Genomic DNA, 19772 nt, shown 5'->3' with positions numbered 1-19772 from the left:
AGCCCGCGAAGAGGCCTGCAAAGACATCCAGATATCAGGGTTTGAATGCCCTCAAGAACACCCCCACCACCTCGCGCACATGCGCCTCGGCTTCATTGCCTTCCAGCGGCCCCGCGCAACCCAGCAGCAACCGGTAATCCGGTGCCCCTTTGACCAGGCAGAAGAAGTGCTCCGCAGCGCGCAGCGGGTTGTCGATGCGCAGCAGTCCGCGCTCATGTGCCCCGCGCAGTAGCGCTTCCATGCCTGCGAGCACGCGCTTGGGCCCGGCTTCGTAGAAGTACTCGCCAAAACTCGGGTCCAGGCTGCCCTGGGCCATGATCAGGCGGCTGAGCTTGACCGCTTCGTCACTGCTGATAAGCGCCTGGAAGTTGCGGGCAATGGTCAGCAGCACGTCTTCCACCGGCACCCCCTCGGGATACTCGAACAGCAGGTCAGGCAACTGGATCTGGCAGGTGGCCATGACCGCCGAGCAGAACAGGGTCTGCTTGTCGGTGAAGTGGCTGTACACGGTAAGCTTTGAAACACCTGCCGCCGCAGCGACCGCATCCATGCTGGTGTTGGCGTAGCCAAGGCTGAGGAACAGCGCCTTGGCCGCTTCGAGAATCGCCTCGCGCTTGGCCAGGTCCTTGGGCCGGCCCGGGCCGATGGGTGCGTCGTTGGACATTGTGGTCTGCATCTGGTTGAAGGTTCACCATCTTAACGGGTCACGCGCCATCCGGCTAAAGCCAGGCTGCATTATCTGCTGTCTGCCAGTGGACAGTTGATTGACAAGAATGTCGTTGCGAAGGTGCCGTTGACCACCCACTGCGCACCCAGGCGCGAAACGCGGGGGGTAATGGGCTCAAACCGCACCCTCGAAAAACCCGCGCATACCCTTCCCGGCATCGTTGCGCTGATTTAATATACCAGCCAGTACAAATATTAAATGTGCACTCCGCGAAAGGATTCATCATGTTGCGCCATGCCTTGTCCATCGCTCTGCCCGCCGCCGCTGCCCTGCTTCTGGCGGCGTGTGGTCAGGAAGCCGCCCCACCCGCCGCGCCGCGCCCGGCGCTGGTGGTGCAGCCACAGCCTGCCGAAGCCGCTGCCGACAGTTACCCCGGCGAAGTGCGCGCGCGCTTCGAGCCGGAGCTGGCCTTCCGCATTGGCGGCAAGGTCAGCAAGCGACTGGTGGAGGAGGGGCAGCGGGTCAAGGCCGACCAGCCGCTGGCCGAGCTGGACCCGCAGGACGTGCGCCTGCAACTTGAAGCCAATCGCGCCCAGCTGGCGGCTGCCGAGGCCAACCTGGCATTGGTGCGCGCCGAGCGCGACCGCTACCAGAAGCTGCTGGAACGGCAGATGGTCAGCCACTCCCAGTTCGACAACGCCGAAAACCTCTACCGCGCCGGCCTTGCCCGTCTGAAGCAGGCCAAGGCCGAGTTCGAGGTGGCGGGCAACCAGGCCGAATATGCCGTATTGCGTGCGCCGCAGGCCGGGGTGATTGCCAAGCGCCAGGTTGAAGTGGGCCAGGTGGTCGCCGCCGGGCAGACCGTGTTTACCCTTGCCGCCGATGGCGAGCGAGAAGTGGCCATCGGCCTGCCGGAGCAGCAGTTCGCCCGCTTCGCTGTGGGCCAACCGGTGAGCGTGGAGCTGTGGTCTAACCCGCAGGCGCGTTTTCAGGGGCGCATTCGCGAGCTGTCACCGGCCGCCGACCCGCGCTCGCGCACGTTCGCGGCGCGCATCGCCTTTACCACGGCCGCCGTACCGGCCGAGCTGGGCCAGAGCGCCCGGGTGTTCATCGCCAAGGACGGGCTGATCCCGCTGGCGGTACCGCTGTCGGCCGTGACTGCGGAAAACGGTCAGGCCTATGTCTGGCGGGTGAACAAGGAAAGCCGCCTGGAGCGGGCGACCGTGCGCCTGGGGGCTTATGGCAGCGACAGCGTGCCGGTGCTCGAAGGCCTGGACCCGGGTGACTGGGTGGTTGCCGCTGGTGGCCATGTACTGCGCGAGGGCCAGGAGGTACGCCCCGTGGACCGCAGCAACCGTGTAGTGAACCTGACGGCCAAGGAGTAAGTCCCGATGGGTTTCAACCTTTCTGCCTGGGCGCTGCGCAACCGCCAGATCGTCCTGTTCCTGATGATCCTGCTGGCCGTCATTGGCGCCATGTCGTACACCAAGCTTGGCCAGAGCGAGGATCCGCCATTCACCTTCAAGGCCATGGTCATCCGCACCCTGTGGCCAGGCGCCAGCGCTGAAGAAGTGTCGCGACAGGTGACCGAGCGCATCGAAAAGAAGCTGATGGAAACCGGTGAGTACGAGAGAATCGTCTCGTTCTCTCGCCCCGGCGAATCGCAGGTTACTTTCATGGCCCGTGACTCGCTGCACTCCAAGGACATCCCCGCGTTGTGGTACCAGATCCGCAAGAAGGTTGCGGACATTCGCCACACCTTGCCGCCGGAGATCCAGGGCCCGTTCTTCAACGACGAGTTCGGCACCACCTTCGGCAATATCTATGCGCTGACTGGCGAAGGCTTTGACTATGGGGTGCTCAAGGACTACGCCGACCGTATCCAGATCCAGCTGCAGCGGGTCAAGGATGTGGGCAAGGTCGAGCTGATCGGCCTGCAGGACGAGAAAGTCTGGATTGAGCTGTCCAACCTCAAGCTGGCCACCCTCGGCGTGCCCCTGGAAGCCGTGCAGAAGGCGTTGCAAGAACAGAACGCGGTGAGCACCGCCGGTTTCTTCGAGACGCCCAGCGAGCGCTTGCAACTGCGCGTGAGCGGGCGTTTCGACAGTGTCGAGCAGATCCGCCAGTTCCCCATTCGCGTGGGGGATCGCACCTTCCGGATTGGTGATGTCGCCGAGGTGCACCGTGGCTTCAACGACCCACCTGCACCGCGCATGCGCTTCATGGGCGAGGATGCCATTGGCCTGGCGGTGTCGATGAAAGACGGTGGCGACATCCTGGTACTGGGCAAGGCCTTGGAAGGCGAGTTCGAGCGCCTGGCGCATAACCTGCCTGCCGGCATGGCGCTGCGCAAGGTTTCGGATCAACCGGCGGCGGTCAAGGCCGGCGTGGGCGAATTCGTGCAGGTGCTGGTCGAGGCGTTGGTCATTGTGCTGCTGGTGAGCTTCTTCTCGCTGGGCCTGCGCACTGGCCTGGTGGTGGCGCTGGCCATTCCGCTGGTGTTGGCCATGACCTTTGCCGCCATGCACTACTTCGGCATCGGCCTGCACAAGATTTCCCTTGGCGCGCTGGTGCTGGCCTTGGGCTTGCTGGTGGACGACGCGATCATTGCCGTGGAGATGATGGCGATCAAGATGGAGCAGGGCTATGACCGCCTCAAGGCAGCCAGCTATGCCTGGACGAGTACGGCCTTCCCGATGCTCACCGGGACGCTGATCACGGCAGCAGGCTTTCTGCCGATTGCCACCGCGGCCTCCAGCACCGGCGAATATACCCGGTCGATCTTCCAGGTGGTCACCATCGCTTTGCTGACCTCTTGGGTGGCGGCCGTGGTGTTTGTGCCTTACCTGGGCGAGCGCCTGCTACCCGACCTGGCCAAGCTGCATGCCGCGCGCCATGGCAAGGACGGCCATGCGCCCGACCCCTACGCCACCCCGTTCTACCAGCGCGTGCGACGGCTGGTGGAGTGGTGCGTACGGCGGCGCAAGACGGTAATCCTGCTGACCGTTGCCGCTTTTGTCGGCAGCCTCCTGCTGTTCCGCTTCGTGCCCCAGCAGTTCTTCCCGGCTTCCGGGCGCCCGGAGCTGATGGTTGACCTGAAGCTAGCCGAAGGCGCCTCGCTGGCCAATACCGCCGAGCGGGTCAAGCAGCTGGAGGCGCTGCTCAAGCAGCAGGACGGTATCGACAACTACGTGGCCTATGTGGGCACCGGCTCGCCGCGCTTCTACCTGCCGCTGGACCAGCAACTGCCGGCAGCCAGCTTTGCCCAGTTCGTGGTGCTGGCCAAGTCGATGGAAGACCGCGAACGCCTGCGCAGTTGGCTGATCAGCACGGTGGACCAGCAGTTCCCCGACCTGCGCGCCCGGGTCACGCGCCTGGAAAACGGCCCACCCGTGGGCTACCCGGTGCAGTTCCGGGTCACTGGCGAGCATATCGAGAAGGCCCGTGCACTGGCCCGTGAAGTGGCGGACAAGGTGCGCGAGAACCCGCATGTGGTGAACGTGCACCTGGACTGGGAGGAACCCAGCAAGGCGGTGTTCCTCGAAATCGACCAGGACCGCGCCCGTGCGCTGGGCGTGAGCACTTCGCACCTGGCGAGCTTCCTGCAAAGCTCGCTGATCGGTACCACGGTCAGCCAGTACCGCGAGGACAACGAACTGATCGAGATCCTGCTGCGCGGCACCCGGCAGGAACGCAGCGAGCTGGGCAACCTGGGTAGCCTGGCGTTGCCCACCGACAATGGCCAGAGCGTGGCGTTGTCGCAGGTGGCAACCCTGGAGTACGGCTTTGAAGAAGGCATTATCTGGCACCGCAACCGCTTGCCGACGGTGACCGTGCGTGCCGATATCTACGACCAGGAGCAGCCGGCGACGCTGGTGAAGCAGATTCTGCCGACCCTGCAGGACATCCGCGCCAAGCTGCCCGATGGCTACCTGCTGGAGGTGGGCGGCACGGTGGAGGACTCCGAACGGGGGCAGAAATCGGTGAATGCCGGCATGCCACTGTTCATCGTGGTAGTCCTGAGCTTGCTGATGATCCAGCTGCGCAGTTTCTCGCGCACGGTGATGGTGTTCCTCACCGCGCCGCTGGGGCTGATCGGTGTGACCCTGTTCCTGCTGGTGTTCCGCCAGCCGTTCGGCTTTGTCGCCATGCTCGGCACCATTGCCCTGGCGGGGATGATCATGCGCAACTCGGTGATCCTGGTGGATCAGATCGAGCAGGACATCGCAGCGGGGATGGAGCGCTGGCAGGCGATCATCGAGGCTACGGTGCGGCGCTTCCGGCCGATCGTGCTGACCGCGCTGGCGGCGGTGCTGGCCATGATCCCGTTGTCGCGTAGTGTGTTCTATGGACCGATGGCGGTGGCGATCATGGGTGGGTTGATCGTGGCCACGGTGCTAACACTGCTGTTCCTGCCGGCGTTGTATGCGGCTTGGTTCAGGGTGAAGAAGGGCTGAAGACCGCTGGGGGAGGGCTTGGCCCTCCCTTCGCGGGTGAACCCGCTCCTACGACGGCCTTTGTCCAACCCCGCCGCCGTGTAGGAGCGGGTTTACCCGCGAATACGGTGGCGGCAGCAACGGTGAGCGGCTGGTGAAAATTGGCCAGCAGGCCCGGCCCTTTCGCGGGTGAACCCGCTCCTACAGAGGACCGCGCAGGCTTTTCGATCAGTGTAGGAGCGGGTTTACCCGCGAATACGGTAGCGGCAGCAACGGTGAACGGCTGGTGAAAATTGGCCAGCAGGCCCGGCCCTTTCGCGGGTGAACCCGCTCCTACAGCGCGCCGAAGACCTTCTTGGCCAGGCTGGTAGCCGCAGCTGCCGGGTTCTGGCGAATGCTCTGCTCCTGTTTGCCGATCATCTCGAACAAGCCATCCAGCGCCTTCTCGGTCACGTAGTTCTCGATATTGGCGTCATCCTTGACCAGCCCCAGGCCTTTGGCCTGGGCGGCGAAGGCATTGTACTGCTGGGCCACGCCAACCTTGTCGGTGGCCTGCTTGACGATTGGCAGGAACTTGGCGCGGATCTGCTCGCGGCTGCTTTTGTTCAGGTACTGGGTGGCCGAGTCGTCACCGCCGCTGAGGATGCCTTTGGCATCGGTCACGCTCATGTTCTTGACGGCATCCACCAGAATCGCCTGTGCCTGCGGCACGGCGGCCTCGGCGGCCTTGTTCATGCTGGTTTCCAGGGCTTCGACCTGTTCACCCTTGCCGAACATTTTCATCGCCTTGGCGGCTTTGCCCAGGTTGCCTGGCAGCTCGATGCGCACGTCCGGGTTGTTGCTGAAGCCGCCTGGGGTGCTCAGTTGCTTGACGGCCAGCTGCGCACCTTGGGTCAGGGCATCTTTCAGGCCGCCGGTGGCGTCTTTCTGGCTGAGGTCGCCCAGCGACAGGGCCAGGGCACTGGCCGACAGCAGCAGGCCGGCGCACAGGGTGGTGAAGCGCAGGGAAGTGCGGATCATGAAGCTTTCCTTGTAAACGGATGAGTGCGGGTATCAGCGAACCTGATCTACCTTGATGCGTACCGATTGCGGGTCACTGCCATCAAGCGCGACACCGTGGTGTTCGGTATTGATGAACAGCAACTTGCCATTCAGCTCGATGCGCGCGCTCACCGCATAGCGGTGGCCAGGCTTGACCTGCGCGGGGTCATAGGTGAGATGGAACGGCAGCGGCACGTTGCCTTTGACCGGGCCGGCCTGGCGCGCCAGGGTCACGGCAGGGGCGTCCATCAGCGACACATCCTGCAGTTCCACGCTCAGGGTGGCGGCAGGCGGCAGGGCAATGCGCTGCAGGTAGAAGACTTCACCGTCCAGGCTGGCCTGGTTGGGTGGGGTTTGGCTGGAGCAGGCTGCAAGCAGGGATGCGCAACACAGCATAAAGAGCTTTTTCATGGAATCTCCGGTGTCCTTGGAGCTGGCTTGTGGCCAACCCCACGGACTTTAGCGGATTTTGCCGACCGATGAACCGTTAGAGGGTCGAAGTTTCCAACCCGTCGTCACGGTGCAGGGCCACTTGGCGGATCGACAGGCGCAGCTCGGCCGACAGCACTCGCTTGGCCACGCCCTCGGCCAGCTCGCCGAGTTTGTCGTGATAACCCAGCTTGCCTTGCGCATCGGCGTGCAGCACCCCTTGCTGGAGCAGGGTCTGGATGAAGTGGCGGAACAGCGTCTTGTCGAAGAACTCCGGTGCGTTCAGGCCATGCAGGATCGACAGGCGTTGGGCCATCATCACGCACAGGTCTTCCAGCGCTTCGGCGCTCAGGCTGTTCTGCCCGCTGTTGATCAGCAGCGAGGTGGCCATGTAGAAGCGCTGCAGGGTCTGGGTGATGGTGCGGGCGAGCAGGGTCAGCAACACGAACTGCCGCGAGCTGGGCGCCGGGCGCACGTACAGGTCGTTGTCCTGGCGCAGCAGGCCCTGTTCCACCAGCGCGACCAGCCATTGGTCGATGACCTCGTCCAGCTGTTCTGGCGTCCAGCGCAGGAACAGTTCGGCCTGTAGGTAGGGGTAAAGCGCGTGCACATACTGGCCCAGCAGTTCACGGCTCATGCGTGAACTGCTGAGGAAGAAGCTGGCCAGCAGCGCCGGCAGGGCGAAGATGTGCAGCACGTTGTTGCGGTAGTAGGTCATCAGCACCGCGTTGCCTTCATCCAGGTAGAGGATGCGGCCCAGGGCGTCCTTCTGCTCGGCCACCAGGTTCATGCTGCGCACATGTTCGATCAGTGCCTGGCCGTCGCCCTCGGGCAGGGTGGTGTGCGGCGAGTAGGGCACTTGGCGCAGCAGCGCCAGGTACAGGTCGAGAACGCGGGTCAGGGCGCGCTCGTCCAGGGCAAGGCGGCTGGTGGACAGCAGTGCCAGGGCCACCAGGTTGACCGGGTTGATGGCCGCCGCCTCGTTGAGGTGGCGGGCCACGGTTTCTCCCAGGCGGGCGGTGGCGGCGTTGAGCCAGTCCGGCCGGTACTGCGGACCGTGATCCTGTTCACGCCAGCCGGGCTGCTGCTGGTCGAGGAAGCCAGCCAGGCGGATGGGTTCGCCGAAGTTGACGTAGACCTGGCCAAAGCGCTGCTTGAGTGCGCCGAACACCTTGAAGATGTCCAGCACCGACTCCTTCTTCTTGCTGGCGCCGCGCAGTTCGCCCAGGTAGGTACGGCCTTCAAGCACGCGCTCGTAGCCGATGTACACCGGCACGAACACGATTGGCGTACGCGACGAACGCAGGAAGCTGCGCAGGGTAATGGCCAGCATCCCGGTGCGCGGCTGCAACATGCGCCCGGTGCGCGAGCGGCCGCCTTCGACGAAGTACTCGACCGGGAAGCCCTTGGTGTACAGGGTATGCAGGTACTCATTGAACACCGCCGTGTAAAGCGGGTTGCCCTTGAACGTGCGGCGCATGAAGAAGGCGCCACCACGGCGTAACAGGTTACCCACCACCGGCATGTTGAGGTTGATGCCAGCAGCCACGTGCGGCGGAGTGAGGCCGTTGCGGAACAGCAGGTACGACAGCAGCAGGTAGTCGATGTGGCTGCGGTGGCACGGCACGTAGATCACTTCATGGCCAGGGGCGATACCCTGCACCTGTTCGATGTGGTTGACCTTGATGCCGTCGTAGATCTTGTTCCAGAACCAGCTGAGCACCACTTCGAGGAAGCGGATGGCGGTATAGGTGTAGTCCGAGGCTATCTCGTTGCCATAGCGCAGTGCCTGGGCCTCGGCTTTGGCCAGCGGAAGGTTCTCGCGCTGCGCTTCGTCGGCAATCGCCTGGCGCACTTGCGGGGCATGGACCAGGCCTTTGACCAGGGTGCGTCGGTGCGAGATGTCCGGGCCGATGACGGCCGTCTTGAGGTTGCGAAAGTGCACGCGCATCAGGCGCTGGGCCATGCGCACGGTGCGCTCGTGGCCTTTGTTGTGCTGCACCAGCTCGCGCAGATGGATTGGCGCGGAGAACTGTACCCGGGTCTTGCGCCCCAGGATCAGTACGGTCAGCAGCCGGCGCAGGCGCCCGGTTACCGCCCAGCTGTCGGCGAACAGCAGCTTCCAGGGGCTGGACTCGCTGGCCGGGGTCTGGCCCCAGAACACGCTGACAGGAATGATCTGCGCATCTTCTTCGGCATGCTGGCTGACGGCAGCCACCAGGCGCTCGAGGGTGGGCGGGGCGCCGCTTTTGTCCTGACGGCCGAGCCAGTCCGGGTCGGGGGTCAGGTAGAAGAACGCGGCGGGTTCCTGCAGTGGGCCGACAGCTACCGGCAGCACCGGGCGCGGTAGCCCCGCCTTGGTGCACTCGTGGTCGAGCACGGCCAGGTCGGTGAGCGCGGGTGAGGGCAGCGCATAGAACACCGGCCGGCTGCGGTCGAGGTTGAGGGTCATGGAAGACTGGTTGATGGTCTCGGAGCGCACCCACAGGTACAACAGGCGACGCAGGCCGCCGAAGATCAGGCGGTGCAGGGGGGAACGGGTCATGGGGTGTGTGCCCTGGGTGTGATGTTCAGGTGGGTATTCTGCTATTTAGTCTGCCGTATCGGCGTAAGTTCAGCAAAATTCGGCCAACGGCGGCGCCGTCATCAATTTTTTTTGTTCTGTGTCATATACTCGGCCTGCCACTTGCAGGATATTTCGGCAAGCGGCGTTGGCACGGGGCAGGTGACCTCATGCCTGCAAGGCGATCTTCACAATAAAAATCCGGAGTAGTTCAGATGTCGTCTCGTGAGACTGGGAATGTAAAGTGGTTCAACGATGCCAAGGGTTATGGCTTCATTCAGCGCGAAGGTGGTGCGGATGTCTTCGTCCACTATCGGGCGATTCGCGGTGAGGGGCATCGTACCCTGGTCGAAGGGCAGCGGGTGGAGTACGCCTGCGTGCAAGGCCAGAAAGGCCTGCAAGCCGAAGACGTAGTGGGCCTCTGAGCCTCTGGTTTCAAGCCGTAGGAGCGGGCTTGCCCGCGAAGCAGCCACCACGGTGGCTGCCACGGGCATAGCCCGTGTTCGCGGGTAAACCCGCTCCTACAGAAACGAGCAAGACTGCCGTTTCATGATGTACGCCAGGTAATTTCCTCTTCACCGTCGGCGCTGATGCGGACCCAGCGGTCGGCATCTTCTTCCCCGTCTTCCTCGACCCAGCCACCCGGCGCGCAGCGCACTTCCACACCCAGCGCGGCAAATGCGGCGCGGGCGCAGGCAACGTCGTCGGCCCACGGCGTCTGGTCGCTTTCCAGGTACAGGCTGTTCCATTTCCCTACAGCCTTGGGTAACCAAGTGACCGGAATGTTACCGGCCTGGCATTTGAAGGTTTGGCCTTTCTGCTTCCACTCGGTGCACGGGCCGATTGCCTGGGCGAGCCACTCGGCAATCTGCTTGTGGTCGACGTCGGCGTCCTTCAGGTAGATCTCGATATCAGGTTGACGCATAAGGGCTCCGGGTGTGCTCAGTCTTGGCGCACGAAATAGTCATAACGCATGGAAACCGTGACCTCGAACGGCTCGGGCTGGTCGATCACCCGGGCACGTTTTTCGGCGCTGGCACGCCAGCCGTGTGGGGTCATGGCCAGCAGGTCGGCACGGGCCTTGGGCGCGGCCAGGCTCAGGCGGAACTCGAGGGTTTCGCTGTGTGCATGGGCCATGCCTTCAGGGACCAGGGCCAGGTGCTTGTCGTCGGCGTAAGGGCGTACTTCATCGTAGAGCACTTCACGCAGTTCCATCAGGTGGCCGCTGGTCGGGCCGACCCGCATCAGGCCGCCGCCGGGGCTGAGCAAACGCTTGGCCTCGGCCCAGTCCAGCGGGCTGAAAACGCTGGCGATGAACTGGCAACTGGCGTCGGTCAGCGGCACGCGGGCCATGCTGGCGACCATCCAGGTGACCACCGGTGCTCGGCGGCAGGCGCGCTTGACCGCTTCGCGGGAGATGTCCAGCGCATAGCCGTCGGCGGCCGGCAAGGCCTGGGCGATCTGTGCGGTGTAGTAACCCTCGCCGCAGCCGATGTCCAGCCAGGCCCCAGGCTGGCGCTCGGCGGCCAGCTCGGCCAGGCGGCGGGCGACTGGCGCGTAATGGCCGGCGTCGAGAAAGTCGCGGCGTGCCTCGACCATGGCCTGGTTGTCACCGGGGTCGCGGCTGTTCTTGTGCTGCACCGGCAGCAGGTTCAGGTAACCCTGGCGGGCCCGGTCGAAGCGGTGGCCGGCCGGGCACACCACACCATTGTCGAGCCGGCTCAGCGGCGCCTGGCAAAGCGGGCAGGCAAGCATCAGGCGAGCAACCGGACCAGGGTCTGGTAGTAGATTTCGGTCAGCAGATCGAGGTCGCTGGCCAGGATCCGCTCGTCAACCTGGTGGATGGTGGCGTTGACCGGGCCGAGTTCGACCACCTGGGTGCCCATGGTTGCGATGAAGCGACCATCGGAGGTGCCGCCGCTGGTGGAGGGCTGGGTATCGCGACCGGTGACGCCCTTGATGCTGGCCGCCACGGCGTCGAGCAGCTCGCCTGGTTCGGTCAGGAACGGCAGGCCAGACAATGCCCAGTCGACCGACCAGTCCAGTTCATGCTTGTCGAGAATCGCCGACACCCGCGCCTGCAAGCCTTCAACGGTGGACTCGGTGGAAAAGCGGAAGTTGAACAGCGCGGTCAGCTCGCCCGGGACCACGTTGGTGGCGCCGGTGCCGGAATTGAGGTTGGAGATCTGGAAGCTGGTGGGTGGGAAGAACGCATTGCCTTCGTCCCAATGCTCGGCAGCCAGCTCCGCCAGGGCCGGGGCGGCCAGGTGGATCGGGTTGCGCGCCAGATGCGGGTAGGCCACATGGCCCTGTTTGCCGCGTATGGTCAGCTTGGCGCCCAGCGAACCACGGCGACCGTTCTTGACCACGTCACCCAGCAAGGTGGTGCTGGACGGTTCGCCGACGATGCACCAGTCCAGACGCTCGTTGCGCGCTTTCAGGCGCTCGACCACCGCCTTGGTGCCGTGGTGAGCCGGGCCTTCCTCGTCGCTGGTGATCAGAAACGCGACCTTGCCGCGGTGGTTCGGGTAGTCCTGCACGAAGCGCTCGCTGGCGATGACCATGGACGCCAGGCTGCCTTTCATGTCGGCGGCGCCACGGCCACAGAGCATGCCGTCGGCGTCGATCAGTGCCTCGAAGGGTTCATGCTGCCATTGCTGGACCGGGCCGGTAGGCACCACGTCGGTGTGGCCGGCAAAACACAGTACCGGGCCGTCCTGGCTGCCGTGGGTGGCCCAGAAGTTGTCGACGTCTTCAATGCGCATCGGCTCCAGCTGGAAACCGACGGCGCCCAGACGGTTCATCATCTGCGCCTGGCAATCGGCGTCGACGGGGGTGACCGAGGGGCGACGGATCAGGTCGCAGGCCAGTTGAAGGGTAGGCGAGAGCTCGGCAGGGGCCGTCATGGGGGACTCCGGGGCAAGGCAAGGCGGGGAAATCTGAGGGGCGTTATCTTATATCAAATGGTTTCGGGCAGCACGGCCCATTCGCGGGCATGCCCGCGAATGGGCTGCACAGGTCAGCCCAGGCAACTTCAAGCCTGCTGCGCTTCGGCAGCCTTTTCTGCGGGCTTGGGCAGCGACGACAGGAACGCCATCACCAGCGCTGCTACATAAGGCAACGACTGCACCAGCAACATCGCCACCCAGAAGCGCATGTCCGAACTCGGCAGCCCCTGCACCAGGTAGATACCCAACGCCGCGCCCCACAGCAGCAACATGATGAACAGCTCTTCCCGCGCTTCGGAAATCGCCACCAGCAACCCATGGCTGTCAGCGTTCTTCGGCGTGCGGAAGAACGGCATGCTGCTGGTGAAGAAACCATACAGTACCGCCTTGGCGATGGTGTGCGACAGCGCCAGCCCGGCCAGCGCAGCTGCGAAGGCATCCTTGAGGTTCACCCCCACCGCTCGGCGGTACAGGAAGATGATCTTGCCGACCTTGAAGAAGAACAGCGCCAGCGGCGGGATGGCGAAGATCATCAGGGGCGGATCGACCCGATGCGGCACGATGATCATCGCCGCCGACCACAACAGCGCGCCGATGGTGAAGAAGATGTTCATGCCATCGGCGATCCACGGTAGCCAGCCGGCCAGGAAGTGGTAGCGCTGGCCGCGGGTCAGCTGGCTGCCTTTGCCGCGCAGCAGCGCGCCGGCGTGGTGCTTGATGATCTGGATGGCGCCGTAGGCCCAGCGGAAGCGTTGCTTCTTGAAGTCGATGAAGGTGTCGGGCATCAGGCCCTTGCCGTAGCTGTTGTGGGCGTAGGCGGCGGACAGGCCTTTCTCGAACACACGTAGGCCCAGTTCGGCGTCCTCGCAGATGCACCACTCGGCCCAGCCCAGTTCTTCCAGCACACTGCGCCGGGTCATGGTCATGGTGCCGTGCTGGATGATCGCGTCACGGTCGTTGCGGGTAACCATACCGATGTGGAAGAAGCCTTTGTATTCGCTGTAGCACAGCTTCTTGAAGGCGCTTTCGTGCTGGTCACGGTAATCCTGCGGTGACTGCACCACGGCAATTTTCGGGTCGGCGAAGTGCGGCACCATGTGCTTGAGCCAGTTGCGGTCGACGCAGTAGTCCGAGTCGATCACCGCGATCACTTCGGCGTCCTTTGCCGTGTGCGGGATCAGGTAATTCAGCGCGCCACCCTTGAAGCCGGCCAGCGGCGCGACGTGGAAGAACTTGAAGCGCTCGCCAAGCTTTTCGCAGTGGGCCTTGAGCGGCTCCCACACGGCCGGGTCCTTGGTGTTGTTGTCGATCACCAGCACTTCGTAGTCGGGGTAGTCCAGGGCGGCCAGGGCGTCTAGGGTCTGTTTTACCATCTCAGGTGGTTCGTTGTAGCACGGCACATGCACCGACACCTTGGGCCGGTAGGCACTGTCGGCCTGCACGGGCAGGAATTCGCGGCGGCGCTTGTGTATCCAGACCGCCTCGGCCAGTTCGTGGGCCTCGGTGAGCAACACGATGAACACGCCCAGCGCGCCGAGGGCCAGCAGCACGCCCACGGTCAGGCTGAACCAGGTGCTGTATTGCTGGCTGTAGTCATAGGCGATCCACACCAGTACCGACCCGCACAGGAAGGTGATGAACGTCAGGAAGGTACGGCCACGCTGGCGCAGGGCCGAGCCATCGATGAACAGCACCATCAGGGCGATCATTGCCAACACCACCGACGCCACTGCCAGGGCCCGCCACTGCGGGATCGCCACCACGGGGCCGTCGAAGTTGAACTTCTGCTGGCGCTCGGCGTTGTAGACGCCCCAGTAGGCGCCTACCGACCCTTCGTCGCTGGCCTTCCAGGGTTGGTCATAGGCTTCAATGACAAAGTAGTTGTAGCCACGGCGGTTGAGGGTATTGACCAGGGTGCGCAAGTAGATGGCCTGGTCGGCCTGTGTGGCATCGGCACCACCGCGCATGCGGCCGTTGCTCGGCCAGCCGACCTCCGACAGCAGCAGGGGTTTGCGCGGGAACTGGTGCTTCAGTTCACGGGCGCGGTCGAGGACGAACTCGACCGAATCCTTCATCGGCACGAACTCCCAGTAGGGCAGGATGTGCGCGGCAATCAGGTCGACGTGCCTGGCCAGCTCAGGATGTTCCTTCCAGATGTGCCATTGTTCACTGGTGGTCACAGGCACCTTCACGGCTGCGCGTACCCGGTCCAGGTATTTGATCAGGTTTTCCGGTGTGACTTCTTCACGGAACAGCGCCTCGTTGCCGACCACCACCCGCACCACGCTGCGCGACGTGTTGGCCAGCTGGATGGCCGTGGCAATTTCGCGCTCGTTGCGCTCCAGGTCCGGGCTGATCCATATCCCCAGCGTCACCCGCAGGCCGAACTCCTCGGCCAGGCGCGGTATGTCAGCCTGGGTGCCTTCCACGGTATAGATACGGATGCTGTCGGTCAGTTTGCTCAGTTGCTCCAGGTCCTGGCGCATTTCGTCGTCGGTGGGGTACTGACCCTTCTGTGGGCTTTCGCCCAGGCGGAACGGCGAATACGAAAAGCCAGAGATCTGTTCTGGCCAGGCGGGGGCGGAGACCGGGCGGTTGATCAGTGCCCAGAACCCGGTGAACAGTGCGGCGATGGCCAGCACCACTACCAGGTTCAGGCCGAATTTACGTGAAGACATCGTCGTCCATTCATGTGGAAGTGATAGGACATTAAAGCAGGGTTGGCAGTCTCTTTCCTAACGATGCAGGCCAAGGGTTCACTGGCATATAATGCGCGCCGGTTTTTTGGGGTATGAACATGAGCACAGAAGATCCACGCTTTGCCGGCGTTGCCCGGCTGTATGGCGACCAGGGGCTGCAACGTCTGGGCCAGGCCCATGTGGCTGTGGTCGGTATTGGCGGGGTGGGCTCGTGGGTAGCCGAAGCCCTGGCACGCAGCGGCGTGGGCGAGATTACCCTGTTCGACCTGGACGATGTCTGCGTCAGCAACACCAACCGCCAGGCCCATGCGCTGGAAGGGCAGGTGGGGCGGCCCAAGGTCGAGGTCATGGCCGAGCGCCTGCGGGCGATCAACCCAGGGTGTACGGTGCATGCGGTGGCCGACTTCGTCACCCGCGAGACCATGGCCGAGTACATCACCGAGCACCTTGACTGCGTGATCGACTGCATCGACAGCGTCATGGCCAAGGCGGCGCTGATCGCCGGGTGTCGGCGGCGCAAGATTGCCATTGTCACTACCGGTGGCGCGGGTGGGCAGATCGACCCGACGCAGATCCAGATCGCCGACCTGAACAAGACCTTCAACGACCCGTTGGCTTCACGGGTGCGTTCCACCCTGCGCCGCGACTACAACTTCTCGCGTAATGTCAGCCGTAACTATGGCGTGCCGTGCGTGTTCTCCAGTGAACAGCTGCGTTACCCCAAGGGTGATGGCAGTGTTTGCCTGCAGAAAAGCTTTGTCGGTGAAGGCGTGCGGCTGGACTGCTCGGGTGGCTTTGGCGCGGTGATGATGGTGACTGCGACCTTTGGCATGGTAGCGGCGAGCAAGGCGATAGAAAAACTGGTGGCTGGAGCGCGCCGGCCGTCGGAACGGGTCAAGCCTGAATAGACCGCGTGGGCGTCTTCGCGGGCCCGCCCGCTACAGGTATTGCATCTCTTCCAAGCATGATGCCGTACCTGTGGGAGCGGGCAGGCCCGCGAAGCAACCAGCGCCGATTCAGCGGTTGGACGCCAACTCCGCCATCCGCTGCAACACCGCATGCAGCCCATTGCTGCGCGACGGCGACAATTGGCGCTCCAGCCCGAGCTGGGTAAACCACTCGCGCAGATCAATCCCGGCCAGCTCCTCACTGGCCAGTCCCTGCACCCGCACCAGCAACAGCGCCAGCAGCCCACGCAACAAGCGGGCATCGCTGCTGGCCTTGAACCGCCACACGCCCTCGATCTGCTCGGCCACCAGCCACACCAGGCTCTCGCAGCCATGCACCCGGTTGGCCTCGGTCTTTTCGGCGTCTGCCAGCGGCTCCAGGCGGTCACCCCACTGCATCAACAGCCGCGCACGCTGTTCCCAGCCTTTGCCCTGTTGAAACGCTTCCAGCGCTTGGTGCGCCTGTTCCGGCAGGCTCATCGCAACAGCTCCAGGCCTTGGTCCAGCGCGTCGAAGAAACGCTGCACGTCATCGCTGTCGTTGTACAAACCCAGCGATACCCGTATCGCGCCCTCCAGCCCCAGCCCCTTCAGCAGTGGCATGGCACAGTGGTGACCGGCACGCACGGCAATGCCCTGTTCAGTCAGCAGATGAGCGATATCGGCGTTGTGCACGCCCTCGATGACGAAACTGGCCAGGGCCGTCTGCGGTGCGCCCAACACCCGCACGCCCTCGCGGTCGCCCAAGCCACGCAGCAGGTGCTGGTGCAGGCTGGCTTCATGCGCTGCGACCGCATGGGCATCGAGGCTGGCCAGGTAGTCCAGCGTTGCACCCAGGCCGATCACCCCGGCAATCGGCGGCGTACCTGCTTCGAAGCCCAGGGGCGCGGGACGGAAGCTGGCGCTGTGGTACTCCGCCAGCTGCACCATCTCGCCACCGAACTGCCAGTGGCGCAACAGCTCCAGGGCCTGGGCGCGGCCATAGAGCACGCCGACGCCGTCCGGACCGTACAGCTTGTGGCTGGAAAACACATAGAAGTCGCAGCCCAGTTGCTGCATGTCCTGGCGACCATGCACCACGCCCTGGGCCCCATCGACCACCGTCAGCGCGCCCTGGGCGCGGGCATGGGCCAGCAGCGCTGGCAGCGGTTGCCAGGTACCCAGCACGTTGGACAGCTGGCTGACGGCGAGCACTCGGGTGCGCGGGCCGATCAGTTGCAGTGCCTGGTCCTGGTCGATACGACCCTGGGCGTCCAGTGGCAGCACCACCAGGCGCAGGTTGCGCCGGTGTGCCAGCTGTTGCCAGGGCAGCAGGTTGGCATGGTGCTCCAGGGCACTGACGGCAATTTCGTCACCGGCTTCGAGGCGGTGCTCCAGGCCATAGGCCAGCAGGTTCAGTGCCGAGGTGGCGCCGTGGGTGAACACGATCTGCCGCGAGTCTGCGGCATTGAGCCAGGCGGCGACCTTGTCGCGGCTGGTTTCGAAGGCCTGGGTCGCCAGCGCACCCGGCAAATGCTGGGCACGGTGCACGTTGGCTGCGCCATGGCCGTAGTAATGGCCCAGGGCATCGAGCAGGGCTTGCGGCTTCTGGGTGGTGGCGGCGCTGTCCAGATAGGTCTGGTGCTGCCGTTGCAGGGCGGCGATGGCGGGGAAGTCGGCACGCCAGGGAGAGGGCTGGAACATGTTTGCGAGGCCTGGAATGAAAATCGGGTCTGGTGCATTGGCGCCAGACCCGATCTTAACACCTCAAACCCGGCAGGGTTCTCAGTTGTGAGCGTGCAGCGCTTCGTTCAGCTCGATGGCCGACTTGTGGGTCTTGCACTCTACCGCGCCGTTCAGCGAGTTGCGGCGGAACAGCAGGTCGGTCTGGCCGGCCAGGTCGCGGGCCTTGACCACTTTGACCAGTTCGTTGTTCTCGTCCAGCAGGTTCACCTTGGTGCCCGCGGTGATGTACAGGCCGGCTTCGACGGTGTTGCGGTCGCCCAACGGAATACCGATACCGGCGTTGGCGCCGATCAGGCAGCCCTCGCCGACTTTGATGACGATGTTGCCGCCACCGGACAGGGTGCCCATGGTCGAGCAGCCGCCGCCCAGGTCCGAGCCCTTGCCGACGAATACGCCAGCGGAAACGCGGCCTTCGATCATGCCCGGGCCATCGGTACCCGCGTTAAAGTTGACGAAGCCTTCGTGCATGATGGTGGTGCCTTCGCCAATGTAGGCGCCCAGGCGCACACGGGCGGTGTCGGCGATACGCACGCCGGCCGGGACCACGTAGTCGGTCATTTTCGGGAACTTGTCCACCGAGAACACTTCCAGCAGCTCGCCCTTCAGGCGTGCTTCCAGTTGCAGCTCGGCCAGTTCGCCCAGGTCGACCGCGCCCTGGTTGGTCCAGGCCACGTTCGGTAGCAGCGGGAAGATACCGGCCAGGCTTACGCCATGCGGCTTGACCAGGCGGTGCGACAGCAGGTGCAGCTTGAGGTAGGCCTCTGGGGTCGAGCTCAGGGCAGCGTCTTCGGCCAGCAGGGTGGCGACCAGCGGTTTGTGGCTCTCTGCCAGGCGGGTCAGCAGGGCGGCCTGGGCAGCGTCCACGCCCTTCAGGGCTTCGGCCAGTTGTGCGGCCTGGGCGTTGCTGAAGGCGATGGCCTGGTTGCCACCTTCGTAACCGAGAACAGGGGCTACTGCAGCAACCAGTTCGGCGCTCGGGTTGAGCAGCGGTTGTGCGTAGAACACTTCCAGCCAGGCGCCCTGGCGGTTCTGGGAGCCGACACCGAAGGCCAGGCTGAACAGGGTATTGGACATGTGATTACCTCGTGCGAAATAGGGTGGGGGCTCAGGCCAGGGCAGCGGCGTACAGGTCGGGCTTGAAGCCAACCAGGGTACGCGCGCCAAGGTCGAGCACCGGGCGTTTGATCATCGACGGCTGGGCCAGCATCAGCTCGACGGCCTTGGCCTGGTCGAGGTCTGCCTTGCTGGCGTCGTCCAGCTTGCGGAAGGTGGTGCCAGCACGGTTGAGGATGACTTCCCAGCCGTGTTCGTCGCACCAGCGGTTCAGGCTGTCACGGTCGATGCCTTGGGTTTTGTAATCATGGAATTCGTAGGCGATGGCTTTGTCTTCGAGCCAGGTACGCGCCTTTTTCATGGTGTCACAGGCTTTGATGCCGTAGAGCGTGTAGGTCATTGTGTACATTGGGGATACAGGTTGCCCCAATCTCTCCGTTTTTCGATGTCAGTCGCGGGATTATGCGGGAACGATCCTCGCGGCGCCACGCCCTTGGCGCCCCTGTTTATTGATCAGGATGTGTTCAAGCGACCAGGCGCTGGACCGACCCGATGATCTCATCGCCGTGTTGCTGTTCGGCTGTGCGCAGATCGAAGGCCGTCTGCAGGTTGAGCCAGAACTCAGGGGTGGTGTCCAAGCAGATGGACAGACGCAGTGCCATGTCGGCGGAAACACCGCCCCGTTCGCGCAGGATGTTGTTGACGGTTGGCGTTGCTACACCCAACGCCCTGGCCAGAGCCGCGGCGCTGAAGCCCATTTCCTTTTGGAAGTCCTCCCGCAGGATTTCACCCGGATGGATTGGACGCATACCGTTCTTGAGCATGATGCACCTCAGTGGTAATCGACAATTTCAACGTTAACTGGCCCGTGCTCTGTCCAGGAGAAGCACAACCGCCATTGGTCATTTACACGGATACTGTGTTGGCCGGCGCGGTTGCCGCTCAGTGACTCGAGGCGATTGCCAGGTGGCGACCTAAGGTCTCGCAACTCTGTTGCGGCATCGAGCGTGGCCAGTTTGCGCTCCGCGACTGACTTGATATCTGACCAGCGCCGTGTCTTTCCCGTTGTGAAGAGCGCTTCCGTGTCGGCACAGCTAAAGCTTTGAATCATGAGCTGAATGCTTAACGTTATTCGTTAATTTCGATTATACGACGGGATCGCTGTAGTTCAAGTCTTCAATAACGGGCGCGCGACTCGCAAGCTCCGGGCACATCTGCTGGGTATCATCATGTTACATATTCCCCCGTCACCTGCGACTATCGTG

18 protein-coding genes are annotated in these 19772 nt (G+C 63.8%); 4 read left to right on the top strand and 14 right to left on the bottom strand.

Annotated features, from left to right (window positions below; all coding sequences use genetic code 11):
• Positions 1 to 34: 34 nt before the first annotated feature.
• Positions 35 to 676: a TetR/AcrR family transcriptional regulator gene (locus tag LMH93_RS21520; protein WP_102885964.1), complete on the bottom strand. Its 642-nt coding sequence runs from the start codon at positions 674 to 676 to the stop codon at positions 35 to 37.
• A 275-nt stretch (positions 677 to 951) separates the two neighbouring features.
• Here LMH93_RS21520 and LMH93_RS21515 point away from each other — a divergent pair, with 275 nt between their 5' ends.
• Both LMH93_RS21515 and LMH93_RS21510 read left to right on the top strand, forming a co-directional pair.
• A complete protein-coding gene (locus LMH93_RS21515; protein ID WP_003252243.1) occupies positions 952 to 2052 on the top strand; it encodes an efflux RND transporter periplasmic adaptor subunit in 1101 nt (366 codons plus the stop codon).
• A gap of 6 nt (positions 2053 to 2058) precedes the next feature.
• On the top strand, positions 2059 to 5124 hold the full coding sequence (locus LMH93_RS21510; protein WP_230064574.1) for an efflux RND transporter permease subunit: 3066 nt from the start codon (positions 2059 to 2061) through the stop codon (positions 5122 to 5124).
• A 312-nt stretch (positions 5125 to 5436) separates the two neighbouring features.
• Here the strand turns inward: LMH93_RS21510 and LMH93_RS21505 are convergent, their stop codons facing one another.
• The 3 genes from LMH93_RS21505 to plsB all read right to left on the bottom strand — a co-directional run bounded on the left by LMH93_RS21505 (position 5437) and on the right by plsB (position 9118).
• A complete protein-coding gene (locus LMH93_RS21505) occupies positions 5437 to 6123 on the bottom strand; it encodes a DUF4197 domain-containing protein (protein WP_003252248.1) in 687 nt (228 codons plus the stop codon).
• 33 nt (positions 6124 to 6156) lie between these two features.
• Complete coding sequence (locus tag LMH93_RS21500) at positions 6157 to 6555, bottom strand: YbaY family lipoprotein (protein ID WP_003252249.1); 399 nt, start codon at positions 6553 to 6555, stop codon at positions 6157 to 6159.
• 76 nt (positions 6556 to 6631) lie between these two features.
• Positions 6632 to 9118, bottom strand: coding sequence for a glycerol-3-phosphate 1-O-acyltransferase PlsB (plsB, locus tag LMH93_RS21495; protein ID WP_004574735.1), 2487 nt, complete (start codon positions 9116 to 9118; stop codon positions 6632 to 6634).
• Between the two features lie 233 nt (positions 9119 to 9351).
• Between plsB and LMH93_RS21490 the strand changes: the two genes are divergently transcribed.
• Positions 9352 to 9561: a cold-shock protein gene (locus LMH93_RS21490; protein ID WP_003252255.1), complete on the top strand. Its 210-nt coding sequence runs from the start codon at positions 9352 to 9354 to the stop codon at positions 9559 to 9561.
• 122 nt (positions 9562 to 9683) lie between these two features.
• Here LMH93_RS21490 and LMH93_RS21485 read toward each other — a convergent pair whose 3' ends face one another.
• The 4 genes from LMH93_RS21485 to LMH93_RS21470 all read right to left on the bottom strand — a co-directional run bounded on the left by LMH93_RS21485 (position 9684) and on the right by LMH93_RS21470 (position 14762).
• On the bottom strand, positions 9684 to 10061 hold the full coding sequence (locus LMH93_RS21485; RefSeq protein WP_003252257.1) for a hypothetical protein: 378 nt from the start codon (positions 10059 to 10061) through the stop codon (positions 9684 to 9686).
• Between the two features lie 17 nt (positions 10062 to 10078).
• Positions 10079 to 10891, bottom strand: a complete 813-nt coding sequence (locus LMH93_RS21480; protein ID WP_185280028.1) for a putative RNA methyltransferase — start codon at positions 10889 to 10891, stop codon at positions 10079 to 10081.
• On the bottom strand, positions 10891 to 12042 hold the full coding sequence (dapE, locus tag LMH93_RS21475; RefSeq protein WP_004574734.1) for a succinyl-diaminopimelate desuccinylase: 1152 nt from the start codon (positions 12040 to 12042) through the stop codon (positions 10891 to 10893). The genes LMH93_RS21480 and dapE overlap by 1 nt, the downstream gene beginning before the upstream one ends.
• Before the next feature lie 128 nt (positions 12043 to 12170).
• A complete protein-coding gene (locus tag LMH93_RS21470; RefSeq protein ID WP_003252262.1) occupies positions 12171 to 14762 on the bottom strand; it encodes a glycosyltransferase in 2592 nt (863 codons plus the stop codon).
• 119 nt (positions 14763 to 14881) lie between these two features.
• Here LMH93_RS21470 and tcdA point away from each other — a divergent pair, with 119 nt between their 5' ends.
• Positions 14882 to 15691 carry a tRNA cyclic N6-threonylcarbamoyladenosine(37) synthase TcdA gene (tcdA, locus tag LMH93_RS21465; protein WP_230064573.1) on the top strand — a complete coding sequence of 270 codons (810 nt, stop codon included), beginning with the start codon at positions 14882 to 14884 and terminating at the stop codon, positions 15689 to 15691.
• Between the two features lie 108 nt (positions 15692 to 15799).
• Here tcdA and LMH93_RS21460 read toward each other — a convergent pair whose 3' ends face one another.
• From LMH93_RS21460 to graT, 6 genes are all read right to left on the bottom strand, one after another.
• Positions 15800 to 16210 carry a SufE family protein gene (locus LMH93_RS21460; RefSeq protein WP_003252266.1) on the bottom strand — a complete coding sequence of 137 codons (411 nt, stop codon included), beginning with the start codon at positions 16208 to 16210 and terminating at the stop codon, positions 15800 to 15802.
• Positions 16207 to 17412: a cysteine desulfurase gene (locus LMH93_RS21455; RefSeq protein ID WP_003252268.1), complete on the bottom strand. Its 1206-nt coding sequence runs from the start codon at positions 17410 to 17412 to the stop codon at positions 16207 to 16209. Before LMH93_RS21455 ends, LMH93_RS21460 begins: the two co-directional genes overlap by 4 nt.
• Positions 17413 to 17493: 81 nt before the next feature.
• Positions 17494 to 18528, bottom strand: coding sequence for a 2,3,4,5-tetrahydropyridine-2,6-dicarboxylate N-succinyltransferase (gene dapD / locus LMH93_RS21450; protein ID WP_003252270.1), 1035 nt, complete (start codon positions 18526 to 18528; stop codon positions 17494 to 17496).
• A 31-nt stretch (positions 18529 to 18559) separates the two neighbouring features.
• Positions 18560 to 18907 carry an ArsC family reductase gene (locus LMH93_RS21445; protein ID WP_003252272.1) on the bottom strand — a complete coding sequence of 116 codons (348 nt, stop codon included), beginning with the start codon at positions 18905 to 18907 and terminating at the stop codon, positions 18560 to 18562.
• Between the two features lie 124 nt (positions 18908 to 19031).
• On the bottom strand, positions 19032 to 19331 hold the full coding sequence (gene graA, locus LMH93_RS21440; protein ID WP_003252274.1) for a type II toxin-antitoxin system antitoxin GraA: 300 nt from the start codon (positions 19329 to 19331) through the stop codon (positions 19032 to 19034).
• 8 nt (positions 19332 to 19339) lie between these two features.
• Positions 19340 to 19618: a type II toxin-antitoxin system toxin GraT gene (graT, locus tag LMH93_RS21435; RefSeq protein ID WP_003252277.1), complete on the bottom strand. Its 279-nt coding sequence runs from the start codon at positions 19616 to 19618 to the stop codon at positions 19340 to 19342.
• Positions 19619 to 19772: the final 154 nt, after the last annotated feature.

The organism is Pseudomonas sp. CIP-10, from assembly GCF_020911845.1.
Lineage (GTDB): Bacteria > Pseudomonadota > Gammaproteobacteria > Pseudomonadales > Pseudomonadaceae > Aquipseudomonas > Aquipseudomonas alloputida.
This window is presented reverse-complemented; position numbering and strand designations above follow the sequence as displayed.